The organism is Cellulomonas olei, from assembly GCF_039548315.1.
Classification (GTDB): Bacteria; Actinomycetota; Actinomycetes; order Actinomycetales; family Cellulomonadaceae; genus Cellulomonas.
This window is the reverse complement of the sequence record NZ_JBCLVN010000005.1, coordinates 98,552-111,715: the sequence shown is the minus strand read 5'-3', so window position 1 is coordinate 111,715 and position 13,164 is coordinate 98,552. Positions and strand designations below refer to the sequence as shown.

9 protein-coding genes are annotated in these 13,164 nt (G+C 73.5%); 4 read left to right on the top strand and 5 right to left on the bottom strand.

The features are described 5' to 3' along the window. Positions 1-429: 429 nt before the first annotated feature. The 4 genes from AAHH18_RS03090 to AAHH18_RS03075 all read right to left on the bottom strand — a co-directional run bounded on the left by AAHH18_RS03090 (position 430) and on the right by AAHH18_RS03075 (position 5,618). Complete coding sequence (locus AAHH18_RS03090) at positions 430-1,359, bottom strand: carbohydrate ABC transporter permease (protein WP_343300528.1); 930 nt, start codon at positions 1,357-1,359, stop codon at positions 430-432. Further along, positions 1,356-2,504, bottom strand: coding sequence for a carbohydrate ABC transporter permease (locus tag AAHH18_RS03085; protein ID WP_283321395.1), 1,149 nt, complete (start codon positions 2,502-2,504; stop codon positions 1,356-1,358). Before AAHH18_RS03085 ends, AAHH18_RS03090 begins: the two co-directional genes overlap by 4 nt. A gap of 112 nt (positions 2,505-2,616) precedes the next feature. Continuing rightward, positions 2,617-3,933: an ABC transporter substrate-binding protein gene (locus tag AAHH18_RS03080; protein WP_343300527.1), complete on the bottom strand. Its 1,317-nt coding sequence runs from the start codon at positions 3,931-3,933 to the stop codon at positions 2,617-2,619. A gap of 41 nt (positions 3,934-3,974) precedes the next feature. Then, complete coding sequence (locus AAHH18_RS03075) at positions 3,975-5,618, bottom strand: GH39 family glycosyl hydrolase (RefSeq protein WP_343300526.1); 1,644 nt, start codon at positions 5,616-5,618, stop codon at positions 3,975-3,977. Between the two features lie 189 nt (positions 5,619-5,807). Here AAHH18_RS03075 and AAHH18_RS03070 point away from each other — a divergent pair, with 189 nt between their 5' ends. Continuing rightward, positions 5,808-6,848, top strand: coding sequence for a LacI family DNA-binding transcriptional regulator (locus AAHH18_RS03070; RefSeq protein ID WP_283321398.1), 1,041 nt, complete (start codon positions 5,808-5,810; stop codon positions 6,846-6,848). A 56-nt stretch (positions 6,849-6,904) separates the two neighbouring features. Here AAHH18_RS03070 and AAHH18_RS03065 read toward each other — a convergent pair whose 3' ends face one another. Then, positions 6,905-7,936: a LacI family DNA-binding transcriptional regulator gene (locus AAHH18_RS03065; protein ID WP_343300525.1), complete on the bottom strand. Its 1,032-nt coding sequence runs from the start codon at positions 7,934-7,936 to the stop codon at positions 6,905-6,907. Positions 7,937-8,144: 208 nt separating this feature from the next. Here AAHH18_RS03065 and AAHH18_RS03060 point away from each other — a divergent pair, with 208 nt between their 5' ends. Genes AAHH18_RS03060 through AAHH18_RS03050 form a run of 3 tightly spaced genes read left to right on the top strand, consistent with a single transcriptional unit; the run spans position 8,145 to position 13,086 of the window. Continuing rightward, positions 8,145-10,115: a right-handed parallel beta-helix repeat-containing protein gene (locus AAHH18_RS03060; RefSeq protein WP_343300524.1), complete on the top strand. Its 1,971-nt coding sequence runs from the start codon at positions 8,145-8,147 to the stop codon at positions 10,113-10,115. Positions 10,116-10,120: 5 nt separating this feature from the next. Next, positions 10,121-11,014, top strand: a complete 894-nt coding sequence (locus tag AAHH18_RS03055) for a dihydrodipicolinate synthase family protein (RefSeq protein WP_343300523.1) — start codon at positions 10,121-10,123, stop codon at positions 11,012-11,014. After that, on the top strand, positions 11,011-13,086 hold the full coding sequence (locus tag AAHH18_RS03050; protein WP_343300522.1) for a YjhG/YagF family D-xylonate dehydratase: 2,076 nt from the start codon (positions 11,011-11,013) through the stop codon (positions 13,084-13,086). Before AAHH18_RS03055 ends, AAHH18_RS03050 begins: the two co-directional genes overlap by 4 nt. Positions 13,087-13,164: the final 78 nt, after the last annotated feature.

Sequence of the window (13,164 nt, the reverse complement as noted above, 5' to 3'; positions counted from 1 at the left end):
GACCACGACGCGGACCACCGTGGGTGCGTCGCCGTCGGGAGCAGCCTAACGCCGCGGAGCCCCCGCGTGTCACGGCGCCCCGCGGACGCGCCCAGCCGGCGCGAGGTCGTCAGGTACGGCCGAGGTCGTCACGCCGGGCTGACGACCTGGGCCCGCAGTGACGACCTCGCCGACCCGGTGGGCGACGGGCCCGGGGCCCGGGGTGCAGGCGGGTGCCGCCGCGAGGCAGTCGCCCGGCGTGCGAGGTCGTCACGTGCAGCCGAGGTCGTCAGGTGCCGCCGAGGTCGTCCCGTGCAGCCGAGGTCGTCACGTGCGGCCGAGGTCGTCACGCCGGGCTGACGACCTCGGCCCGGAGTGACGACCTCGCGCTCCGCTGCGGCGGCCCGGGCGGCGGCGACCCCGTGGTCGCCGGCCGGCGGGGCCGGCGCGTCAGCCCTTGACGGCGCCCGCCATCACGCCGGACACCAGCTGCTTGCCGGCGACGACGAACACGACGAGCAGCGGCGCCGCCACGAGGAACACGCCGGACATCACCAGGCCGGTGTCGGTGGTGAACGCCCCCTTGAGCTGCGGCACCACCAGCGGCATCGTGAGCTGCGACCGCATGACGACCGACGGCCAGAAGAAGCTGTTCCACGACCCGACGAACGTGAACAGCGCGAGCGTCGCGGCGGCCGGCCGGGCGGCGGGCAGCGCGATCGACCAGAACGTGCGGAACATCGACGCGCCGTCGACGCGGGCGGCCTCGACGAGCTCGAACGGCAGCGCCTCCTGCAGGTACTGCGTCATCCAGAACACGCCGAACGCGGTGACGAGCGTCGGGACGGTCAGGGCGAGCAGCGAGTCGATCCACCCGAAGTCGTTCATCATGATGAACATCGGGATGGTGCCGACCTGCGCGGGGATCGCCATGGTGGCGATGACCGCGACGTACAGCGCCTGGCGCCCGCGGAACTGCAGCTTCGCGAAGCTGAACCCGGCGAGCGTCGAGAAGAACACCGTCGACGCCGTGACGGACACGGCCACGAGGACGGAGTTCAGGAACGCCATCCAGAAGTTGAACTGCGAGGCGTTGAACACCTCGCCGAAGTTCTCGATCAGCACGAGCGTCGGGAACCAGGTCGGCAGGGTGCCGACGGCGCGGGCGATCTCCTGCGTGGTGGACGACCCGTACATCGCGGAGGCGTACAGCGGGAAGACCGACACCACGAACACGACCGTGAGGATCACGTACGTGACCCACCCGGGCCGGCGGCCGGCGGACTCGTGCTGCGGGACGGGCCGGCCGCGGGCGGCACGCTTCCTGGCGTAGGCGGCGGCGCCGCGACCCGCGGTGTTCTCGATGAATCCGGTGCTCACGACCGCACTCCTTCCTGGGTGGCGTCGGCGTCGGCGTCGTCGGCCGGCCCCGGTGGCCCGGAGGTCGGCGCGGCGACCGTCTCAGGACCCTGCGGGGCGGACGCGACCGACCCGGCCGCGACGGCCCGCGCCCGGGCGACCGCCGCGTTGTGCTGGGCGCGGGTGACGCGGGACGCCTTGGACTGCGAGGACGAGATGGACCGGGTGAGCAGGAAGTTCACCAGGGAGAACACGGCGATGATGAGCGCGAAGATCCACCCGACGGCCGCGGCCTGGCCCAGCCGGTCCTGCCAGTCGCCGAAGCCGAGCTCGTAGAGGTAGAGCACGACGGTCGTCCACTGGTTGTCGGCACCGCCCTTGCCGCCGCCGGTGCCGCCGCCGTCGAACATGCGGGCCTCGTCGAAGATCTGCAGCCCGCCGATCGTCATCGTGAGGATGACGAAGATCATGGTCGGCCGGATGCTCGGGATCGTCACGGAGAAGAACTGCCGGGTGCGGCTCGCGCCGTCGACGGTCGACGCCTCGTAGAGCTCGCGCGGCACGGCCTGCATGGCGGCGAGGAAGATCAGCGCGTTGTAGCCGGTCCACCGGAACACGACCATCGAGCCGATCGCCATGTGCGACAGCATCCGGTCCTGGAAGAACGGCGAGTCGAGCCCGGTGAGCAGCCCCAGGTCGTGCAGGTTCGGCACCAGCAGCCCGAACTGCCCGAACACCTGGCCGAAGATCATGGACGTCGCGACGGGCATCACGACGAACGGGACCAGCACGCTCATGCGCCAGAACGTCCGGGCGCGCAGGTTCTGGTCGAGCACCGCCGCGATGAGCAGCGCGAGGACGAGCTGCGGGACGCTGCCCCACAGGAAGATCGAGAACGTGTTCTCCAGCGAGCGCCAGAACAGCGGCTGCTTGAGCACCCACGTGAAGTTGTCGAACCCGACGAAGTCGCCCATGCCGGCGCGACGGTGCCAGTCGTGCAGGGCCACGACGACGTTGAACAGGAGCGGGAACGCCCCGAAGACCGCGAACAGGATGAAGAAGGGCGAGACGTACAGGTACGGCGAGACCTTGATGTCCCACCGCGAGAGCCGCTGACCCCACCCCACGCGGCGCACCGCACCCGGTGCCGCCGATCTGGATGACATGCGTGAGCCTTCCGTGACGTGCGTCTGGTGGACGGGCTGCCGGCCGGCGCGCACACCGGCCGGCAGCCCCGGTCGCGGCCGGCGCCCTCGCGGGGGCGCCGGCCGCGTCGGGTCAGCTCGCGGTCTCGAAGCCCAGGGCGTCGAAGTTGGCGACCACGGAGTCCCACGCCTCCTGGGCGGTGGCGCTGTCGGACTCGACCAGGCGGATGCCGTCCGTGACGAGGGTCTGGATGCCGGCGAAGTTCTCGCCGCGGTAGCCGCCGGCCGCGGCGTCGCCGGCCGCTGCCGCGAGGTCGCCGTAGATCTTGCCGACCTGCTGGTCGCCGAAGAACGGGTTGGTGGACTCGGCGATCTCGGGGGCGGACATGGCCTCGAGCTGCGACGGGAACTGGCCGGTGGTGTTGAACCAGTCGATCGCCGCGTCGGGCGAGGTCAGGTAGTCCGCGAGCTCCGTGGCCCACGCGGTGTTCTTGCCGGTGGACGGGACGGCGAAGAACGAGCCGCCCCAGTTGCCGCCGCCGTCAGGGAACGTGCTGGCGATGCGCCAGCCGTCGATGCCGTCGGCGTTGTCCGCGATGATCCCGGTCATCCAGGCGGGCGTGACCACGGTGGCCCACTGCTCGTTCTGGAACCCGGCGCCCCAGTCGGCGTGGCCGATGGCGATGCCGGCGGAGATGTCGTCCTCGGCGGCGTCGGCGAACATCATGAAGAGGTCCTTGACCTCGGTGTTCTCCGACAGGTCGTACGGCAGGCCGGACTCCGGGTCCTCGAACGCGGCGGGCAGCAGGTTGATCGCGGCCTGGAACGCGTTGGTCAGCGAGTCGATGAAGTAGTTGTCGCTCGCGGCGACGTACTCGCGGCCGGCGTCGAGGAACGTCTGCCAGGTGGCGTCGTCCCCGCCGATGAACTCGCCGAGCGACTCCGGGTCGGTGGCGACGCCGGCCTCGGCCGTCATGTCCTGGTTGAACGCGATGGCGAGCGGGCCGATGTCGGTGCCGTAGCCGGTGATCGCGCCGTCGACGGAGCCCTGCGAGACCTTCCAGTCGACCCAGCGGTCCGGGATCTCCGGCAGCTCGACCCAGTCCTCGGGGACGGCCATCATCTCGGCCCACCAGTCGAGCTCGACCAGGTGGACGTCGGACAGGCCGGCGCCGTCGGAGGACAGGCCGTTGCGCAGGACGGTCTGGGCGGAGGCGCCGTCGGGGAACGAGTTGACGACGACCTCGATGCCGGTCTCCTCCTCGAACGAGTCGAGCAGCTCCTGCGGGAAGTCCATCCACGCGGCGACCGTGAGCTTGTCGGGCTTGTTGTCGTCGCTCGCCTCCTCGGCGGAGCCACCTCCCCCGCCGCCACCGCCGCACGCGGTGAGGGCGAGGGCCGTGACGGCGGCGGCAGCGGCCGCTCCAGCGGACTTGCGGGTGATCCTCATCGGTGAGGTCCTTTCCGGTTTCCGGGTATCCAGCGGGCGTTTCAGCGGGGGTGGTGCTCGGCGGGGGCGACGGACGCCACCGCCCAGGCGGGCAGGTCGAGGTCGATCACCAGCACGCCGTCGGCGCCGACCGTGACGGTGCGGCGGTCCAGGGCGTCGGCGACCTCGGCGAGCTCGGCGACGTCGCGGCGCGACAGGTTGAGGGGCTCGCCGCGGCGGAACCACTCCTCCGCGACGTTCCCGTGCTCCCAGTCGAGGACCTCGACGGTGTACGCGGCGCCGGCGGGCAGGCCGGCGACGGTGTGCGTGATGCGGCGGGCGGGCCCCTCGGAGGCCAGCGCGCGGGTGGCGGCGTAGCTGTTGGCGCTGCCGACGGAGCGGGAGCCCATCGAGTCGGGGTAGTTGAAGAACACCCCGGCGACGGCGTCGTCGGCGGTGCGGGTCAGCACCCCGTGCTCGGTCCGCAGCAGCATCCGGTCGCCCAGGCGGTTCAGCATCGCCATGGCGTGGAACGTCGGCTTGTGCAGGCCCTGCTCGTTGACGAACCCGAACCCGCCGTGGAACGGGCCGATGCCGCCGCCGCCCTCCTCGAACACGTCCGTGAACGTCCAGTACGAGATCGAGTCGGCGAGGTCCTGGCACTGCAGGAACGCCCGCGTGATGTACGTGGCGGCGAACAGGGTGTCGTGCATCCGGTCGCGGCTGGACGGCGACGTCGACCACTCGGTGATGTGCAGCTCGGCGTCCGGGTACGGGCTCGCGGCGATGATCTCGCGGAGCCGGCGCAGGTCGTCCCGGGTCGCGTCCCGGTGGCGGCTGATCGGCCGGCCGACGCCCTGGGTGTCGAACGCGAAGTCCGTCGGGTACAGGTGGGTCGACAGGAAGTCGATCGGCAGGTCCCGCTCGGCGCAGTACGCGATGAGCTCGTGGATCCAGACCGGCTTCCACGGCAGCACGTCGGGGTCGGGCGCCTCGGCGGTCGCGCCCTCGAGCGAGGGGTCGTGGTACTCGCCGTCGTACCGGGCGTCCGGGACGAACACCGACGAGGACGGGCCGCCGACGCGCAGCTGCGGGTCGACGCCCTTGACCGCCCGGGCGGTGGCCGCGTAGAGCTCGAAGTACTCCGTCTTGGTGCCGGTCCAGAAGTGCGGCACGAGGTTCGGCTCGTTCCAGACCTCGAACGGCCAGCGGCGCACCTCCTCGACGCCGTACCGGTCGACCCAGTGCTGGACGGTGGCGGTGACGAGGTCGACCCACGCGTCCATGTCCGTGGGCGGGCTGCCGTGGGCCTTCCACCAGAACAGCGTCTCGGTGTCCCGGGCGAGCTCGCGCGGCATGAAGCCGAGCTCGACGAACGGGCGGGCGCCGGCGTCGAGGATCGCGTCGAAGACCTTGTCGACGTAGGCGAACGTGTAGACCGGCTTCTCGAGCGGCGTGGGCGGGCCGAACCCGCCGCCGTTGGACGCGCGGTACACGAACATGTCGTCGTGGAACACCCCGTGGAACCGCACGGAGCGGGCCCCGAGCACCTCCACGGCCTCGCGGAAGTGGTCCTGCCAGTCGACGCGCAGCGCCTCGTTGGCCCGGCCGGCGCCGAGGCACTGGCTCCAGACGTGCCGCAGCTCGATCTCAGCCGCGGGGCGACCGTCGATCAGTAGGGTTGACGGCGGTGCGTCGACAGGCACGCAGACCTCCTTTGGTCGGCGGGGCCGCTGCCGTGCGGCCCCTCGTGAGTTCGAAACGGTTTCGCAACCTGTATCGTGGCTTGACCGTAGAGGGTGGACGCACCGTCTGGCAACACCCCCGCACCAATCGACGCCTTCGGGGCGTCGACTGTTATAGAGTCGCGAAACAGTTTCGACCTGAGGAGCTCCATGTCGAGTGGTCCGGAGCGGCGGCGCGCCACCCTGTCCGACGTCGCCGCGGCCGCCGGCGTGTCCAAGGCCACCGTGTCCAAGGCGCTGAACGGCCGGGACGACGTCTCCGCCGAGACGCGCGAGCGCATCCTGGCCGCCGTCACCGAGATCGGCTACCGCCCCACGACGAGCCTCGCGCCGGTCACGTCGCGCCGCGCCGTCGCCGTCGTCTTCGACATCCCGGCCTCGCCGTACATCCTCGGCGTCCTCCAGGGCACCATCGACGCCGCGACCGCCGAGCAGGTCGACCTGCTGGTGCGCCTCGCCCCCGAGCGGGCGTCCCGCACGCACCGCACCGTCGCCCGCGAGTGGGTGGCCGACCAGCGCGCCGCCGGCGTCGTCGGCATCATCGGCCTGACCCTGACGGCGCCCGACGGGCTCATCCGCGCGGCGAGCGACGCGGACCTGCCGTTCGTCATGGTCGACCCCGTCGACACCCGGCACCGGCACATGGTCAGCGTCGGGTCGAGCAACTGGGCCGGCGCCCGCACCGCCACCGAGCACCTCATCGGCCTCGGCCACCGGCGCATCGGCTGGATCGGCGGCCCCGAGGCGTCCGACGCCGCCCGGGACCGGCTCTACGGCTACCAGGCCGCGCTCGACGCCGCCGGGCTCACCGTCGACCCGGCGCTCGTGCGGTCCGACCAGTTCGCCGTCGCGCCCGGCACCCGGCACGCGCACGAGCTGCTGGCCCTCGACGACCCGCCGACGGCCATCATGGGCGGCGACGACGAGATCGCGGTCGGCGTGCTCGCCGCGGCCCACGCCCTCGGCGTCCGCGTGCCCGAGCAGCTCAGCGTCACCGGGTTCGACGACACCCCGCAGGCCGCCTGGACCACGCCGCCGCTCACCACCGTGCACCAGCACCTGGAGGAGATGGGGCGGATGGCCGTGCAGACCGTGCTCGCGATGGCCGACGGCGGCAGGCCCGCGTCGCGGCACGTCGAGCTGGCGACGTCGCTGACGCTGCGCGCGAGCACGGGGCCCGCGCCGGCCTGAGCCGGGGGCGCGTGCCGGCCCGAGCCGGGGGCGCGAGCCGGGCCCGACCGCCCCCGTCACCCCGCCGGGGGCGCCGTCGACTCCCGCACCACGAGCGTCGTCGAGAGCTGCACGTGGTGGGAGTCCACGCCCTCGCCGCGCGCGAGCTGCAGCAGCGTGCGCAGCGCGACCCGGCCCATCTCGACGACGGGCTGCCGCACGGTGGTGAGGGGCGGGGCGGACGACGAGGCCGCCGGGCTGTCGTCGAACCCCACCACGGACAGGTCCTGCGGCACGCGCAGCCCGTGCCGCTGTGCGGACGCGAGCACGCCGAGCGCGATCGAGTCGGACGCCGCGAACACCGCCGTGGGCCGCTCGGGCTGGTCGAGCAGGTGGTCCGCCATCTCGAGCCCCGCGGCGAACGTGTGCGCCCGCGAGCGCACGAGGGCCTCGTCCACCTGGCCGCCGCCGGCGCGCATCATGCTGAGGTAGCCCTGGAGCCGCTCCGAGGACGGCAGGAACGACTCGGCCCCGCCGGCGAACGCGATGCGGCGGTGCCCGAGGTCGAGCAGGTGGCGCGTGGCCTGCACGCCGCCGGAGAAGTTGGTGGAGCCGACGGAGACCGTCGAGTCGTCCAGCGGGTTCACGGGGTCGACGTGGACGGTCGCGACGCCGAGGTCCCGCAGGAGCGCGTGCTGCTCGGCGGTGGTCTGCATCGTGACGAGGACGACGCCGGCGCGGTCGGGGGCGGCCTGGCGGCGGATCCAGCCCGGGGACAGCGGCGGGGTGCTGCCGCCGGGCACGTCGAGCACGTCGACGGCGACCTCGATGCCGTGCTCCCGCGCGGAGGCGACGACGCCCTCCAGCACCCGCATCGCGTAGATGTCCGACAGCGTCCGGAACACCACGGCCACACCGACCGGCGGCGTGCCGGCGCGCGGCCCGGTGGTGGGCGCGTAGCCGAGCGCGTCGATGGCCTCCTCGACGCGTCGCCGGGTCTCCGCGGAGATGCCGGGGCGGCCGTTGAGCACCTTGGAGGCGGTCGACGTCGACACCCCGGCGGTGGCGGCGACCTGCTCGAGCGTGGGGCGGCGCGGGCGGTCTGACATGCGGGGAACTCTAGCGAAAGAGTTTCCACGACCGGTAGGCCGCCGCGGCGCCCCGTCGCCGGTCGCCGCCCCACTTCCGCTCGGCGCCGACACCGTCTAGGGTCGATCCAGCAGAAACGCGGCGGAAACAGTTTCGTCGCATGGGGCGTCGACGCCGGCGGGCGGAGGCGCGCCCGCACCCGGCCCGACCCCTCGGAGGACCTCCGCCGTGACCACCTTCCACGTCGCCGTGACCGGCTCGGACCGGGCCGACGGCTCCCCCGGCGCCCCGTTCCGCACCGTCAACCGGGCCGCCCGCGCGGCGATGCCCGGCGACACCGTGCAGGTCCACGAGGGCACCTACCGCGAGTGGGTGCGCCCCGTGCGCGGCGGCACCGGCGACGACCGCCGCATCACGTTCGAGGCCGCCCCGGGCGAGCACGTGACGATCACCGGCGCGGAGGTCGTCACCGGCTGGGTGCCCGAGGGGGGCACGGTCTGGCGCGCCGAGGTGCCGAACACGCTGTTCGGGGAGCTCAACCCGTTCGACGAGCCCGTCGCCGGCGACTGGCTGCACCCCGGCCCCGTCGTCCACCGCGGCGCGGTGTACCTGGACGGCCGCTCCCTGCACGAGGCGCAGGACCGCGCCGCCGTCGCCGCGCCCGAGCGCCGCACCCACGTCCGCTACCAGTGGACCGCGCTCGACACCGAGCTGCTCGAGCCCGACCGGACCGTGCTCGTCTGGTACGCCGAGGTCGGCGAGGACGTCACGACGATCTGGGCCAACTTCGCCGGCGCCGACCCGAACGCCTCCCTGGTCGAGGTCAACGTCCGGCCCTCCGTGTTCACGCCCGTGCGGCACCACATCGACTACATCACGGTGCGCGGCTTCGAGCTCGCGCAGGCCGCGACCCCGTGGGCGCCGCCGACCGCCGAGCAGCTCGGCCTCGTCGGCCCCGGCTGGTCGAAGGGCTGGGTCATCGAGGACAACCTGGTCCGCGACGCGACGTGCGCCGGGATCTCCCTGGGCAAGACCGCCGCGAGCGGCGACAACTTCGCCCACGAGCGCGGCGACAAGCCCGGCTACCAGTACCAGCTCGAGTCCGTGTTCACCGCCCTGCACCAGGGCTGGGAGCGCGAGCGCGTCGGCTCCCACGTGGTGCGCCGCAACGAGATCCGCGACTGCGGGCAGAACGGCGTCGTCGGGCACCTGGGCTGCGCGTTCTCGACCATCGAGGACAACCACATCCACCGCATCGGCACCAAGCACGAGTTCTCCGGCTACGAGATCGCGGGCATCAAGCTGCACGCCCCGCTCGACGTCGTCATCCGCCACAACCGCGTGCACGACACCACGCTCGGCATCTGGCTCGACTGGCAGGTGCAGGGCACGCGCGTGACGCGCAACCTGCTGTACGGCAACATCCGCGACCTGTTCATCGAGGTGGCGCACGGTCCCGCGACGGTCGACCACAACGTGCTGGCCTCCCCCGCGGCGATCGAGCTGTTCAGCCAGGGCAACGCGTTCCTGCACAACCTGGTGCTCGGAGCCGTGCGGATGCAGGCCGTGCTGGACCGCGCGACGCCGTACCACGTGCCGCACTCCACGCAGGTGGCGGGCTACGCGTTCGTCTACGCCGGCGACGACCGGTACGTCGGCAACCTGTTCGTCGGCGCGCGGCGCGGCGTGTACGGCCCGGACGCGCCGCTGGTGCTGGAGGAGTTCCCGCCCGAGACGTTCGGCACGCACGCCTACGACGGCGCGCCCGGGTCGTGGGAGGAGTACCTGCGCCGGGTGGGGACGCCCGGCGGGGCCGGCGACCACTCCCGGTTCCACCTCGAGCAGCAGCCGGCGTACGTCCGGTCGAACGCCTACGCGGACGGCGCCCGGCCCGCCTCGCACGAGACCGACGCCGTCACCGTCGCCGGGCCCGCGACCGTGCGGGTGGTCGACGAGGGCGACGCCGTCTACCTGGAGCACGACCTGCCCGGCGCCCTGGTCGCGCCGCGCGTCGGCGTCGTGACCGGCCGGGACCTCGGCCACGTCCGCATCGCGTCGGCGTCGTACGAGAACCCGGACGGCACGCCCGTCGTCGCCGACGTCGACCTGCTCGGGCACCGCAAGGAACCCGGGACCGCCTACCCGCCGGGCCCGCTGGCCTCCCTCGCCGACGGCGCCGCGCGCGTCCGGGTGTGGTGAGCGCGGTGGCCCGGTTCTACGCCCCCGCCGTCACCGCGTTCCACGCCGACGGCACCCTCGACCGCGACGGCAACCTGGCCGTCTGGGAGCACATCCTCGACGGCGGCGTCGACGGCATCGTCCTCATGGGCAGCACCGGCGAGTTCTTCGCGCTGCTGCCCGAGCAGAAGCGCGAGCTCATCGACCTGGCCGTCCGGCACGTCGCACCGCGCGCCGACCTGATCGTCGGCACCGCGTGCCTGCGGGTGGACGAGACCGTCGAGCTCAGCCGGTACGCCCTGGACGCCGGGGCGCCCGCCGTGATGATCGTCAGCCCCTACTACTTCGCGCTCGAGGACGCGAGCATCGAGGCGTACTACTCGGCGATCGCGGAGCAGGTGCCGGGCGACATCTACCTGTACAACTTCCCCGCCCGCACCGGCTACGACCTGGGCCCGGACGTCACGCGGCGGCTGCTGCGCCGGCACCCGAACATCGTCGGCTACAAGGACACCGTGCTGGAGGTCGGCCACACCCGGCGCCTGCTCACCGAGCTGCTGCCGGAGTTCCCGGACTTCCGGGTGTTCGCCGGGTTCGACGAGAACCTGCACCACGTGGTGACCTCCGGCGGCGCCGGGGCCATCGGCGGGCTCGCGAACCTGTACCCGGAGTACTGCGCCGCCTACGTGCGGGCCGTCGACTCCGGCGACGCGGCGGCCATCGCGCGGGCCCAGCGGCGCATCGACGTGCTCATGGGGCTGTACTCCCTGGGCGCGCCGTTCTTCCCGCTGCTCAAGGAGGGCATGGTCGGGCGCGGCGTCCGCCTGGAGCACCACTCCACCGCGCCGCACCTGCCCGCCACGCCCGAGCAGGCCGAGGCGCTCGCCGCGCTCATGGCCACCGTCGAGGACATGCCGTGACGGGGGCGGGCCCGCGGGAGGGCGCGCCGGAAGGCGCGTCGGACGGCGCCTCGGACCGCACGCCGGAGGGCGTGCTGGACGGGCTGCTGCAGCCGCACGACGGCATCTACGCGGTCCGCTCGCACGCCGAGGGGCCGCGCGGGCGGCTGCCGCTGACCGCCGAGGTGCTGCGCGACTCCCCCAGCGGCGACGTGTTCGGCATGACGCAGAACGCCGGCATGGGCTGGCCGCGCGCCAACATGCTGGGCCCGCAGGTCATGATCGTCTCCACCGCCGGCGGGCTGCGGTCCGAGGCCGGCGAGCCGATCGCGCTCGGCCTGCACTCCGGGCACTTCGAGCTCGTCGACCAGGTGCGCGCCGCGTCCGAGACCATCGCCGAGGCCGGCGGCCTGCCGTTCGCGTCGTTCGTCTCCGACCAGTGCGACGGCCGGGCGCAGGGCACCACCGGCATGTTCGACTCGCTGCCGTACCGCAACGACGCCGCCACCGTCATGCGCCGGCTCATCCGCTCGCTGCCCACCCGGCACGCCGTCATGGGCGTCGCGACCTGCGACAAGGGGCTGCCGGCCACGATGATGGCGCTCGCCTCCCAGCACGACCTGCCGACGGTCCTGGTGCCCGGCGGCGTCACGCTGCCGCCGACCACCGGCGAGGACCTCGCGCGCGTGCAGACCCTCGGCGCGCGGTTCGCCAACGACGAGCTGAGCCTCGCCGACGCGTCCGAGCTCGGCTGCCGCGCGTGCGCGTCCCCCGGCGGCGGCTGCCACTTCCTCGGGACCGCCGGCACCAGCCAGGTGATCGCGGAGGCGCTCGGCCTCGCGCTCCCCCACTCCGCGCTCGCGCCCTCCGGGGAGCCCGTCTGGGCGGAGATCGCCCGGCAGTCCGCGCGCGCCCTGCTCGACATGCGGCGCCGCGGCATCACCACGCGCGACGTCCTCACCCCCGAGGCGTTCGAGAACGCGATGGTCGTGCACGCCGCCGTCGGCGGGTCCACCAACCTGCTGCTGCACCTGCCCGCCATCGCCCACGCCGCCGGCGTCCCGCGCCCCACCGTCGACGACTGGGCGCGCATCAACCGGGCCGTGCCCCGCATCGTCAGCGTGCTCCCCAACGGGCCCGTGCAGCACCCCACCGTCCGGATGTTCCTCGCCGGCGGCACCCCCGAGGTCATGCTCCACCTGCGCGACCTCGGCCTGCTGCACCTCGACGCGCTCACCGCCACCGGCGAGACCCTCGGCACCGTGCTCGACTGGTGGGCCGGCTCCGAGCGCCGCGCCCGCATGCACCAGGCCCTGCGCGACCAGGAGCACGTCGAGCCCGACGACGTCATCATGAGCCCCGACCAGGCGCGCCGCCGCGGCCTCACGCCGACCACCGCGTTCCCGATGGGCAACCTCGCCCCCGAGGGCTCCGTCATCAAGTCCACCGCCATCGACCCGTCCCGCATCACCGACGGCGTGTTCGAGCACACCGGCCCGGCGCGGGTCTACACCTCCGAGGCCGACGCCATCGCCGCCATCAAGGCCCACGACGTCCACCCCGGCGACATCATGGTCATCATGGGCGGCGGCCCCCTCGGCACCGGCATGGAGGAGACCTACCAGGTCACGTCCGCGCTCAAGCACCTCTCCTACGGCAAGGAGATCTCGCTCGTCACCGACGCGCGGTTCTCCGGCGTCTCCACCGGCGCCTGCATCGGCCACGTCGGGCCGGAGGCGCTCGCCGGCGGCCCGCTCGGGCGGCTCCGCGACGGCGACGTCGTGTCGATCCGCGTCGACGTGGAGCGGCTCGAGGGGTCGGTCGACTACGTCGGGTCGGTGGACGGGGAGCGGGTGTCGGCGGTCGAGGGTGCCGCCGTGCTCGCCGCGCGGCCGCCGCACCCCGGGCTCGCGCCCCACCCGCTGCTGCCCGACGACACGCGGCTGTGGGCGGCGCTCCAGGACGCCAGCGGCGGGACGTGGGGCGGGGCGGTGTACGACGTGGACCGCATCGTGGAGGTGCTGCGGGCGGGGACGGCGGCGCTGGCCGCGGACGGCGGCGGCGCGCCGGACGAGCACGGCGGTCGGGGCTGACGCCCCGCGCGGTGCGCCCCGGATCGCACCCCGACCGTTGATCGGCGGGTCGGAACGCGCGACCATCGTCCCGACCGG

What these genes read in the sequence shown, in the direction of transcription:
- AAHH18_RS03085 (WP_283321395.1), bottom strand. Translation starts at nt 2,504, where the DNA reads ATGTCATCCAGATCGGCGGCACCGGGTGCGGTGCGCCGCGTGGGGTGG.
- AAHH18_RS03080 (WP_343300527.1), bottom strand. Translation starts at nt 3,933, where the DNA reads ATGAGGATCACCCGCAAGTCCGCTGGAGCGGCCGCTGCCGCCGCCGTC.
- AAHH18_RS03070 (WP_283321398.1), top strand. Translation starts at nt 5,808, where the DNA reads ATGTCGAGTGGTCCGGAGCGGCGGCGCGCCACCCTGTCCGACGTCGCC.
- AAHH18_RS03065 (WP_343300525.1), bottom strand. Translation starts at nt 7,936, where the DNA reads ATGTCAGACCGCCCGCGCCGCCCCACGCTCGAGCAGGTCGCCGCCACC.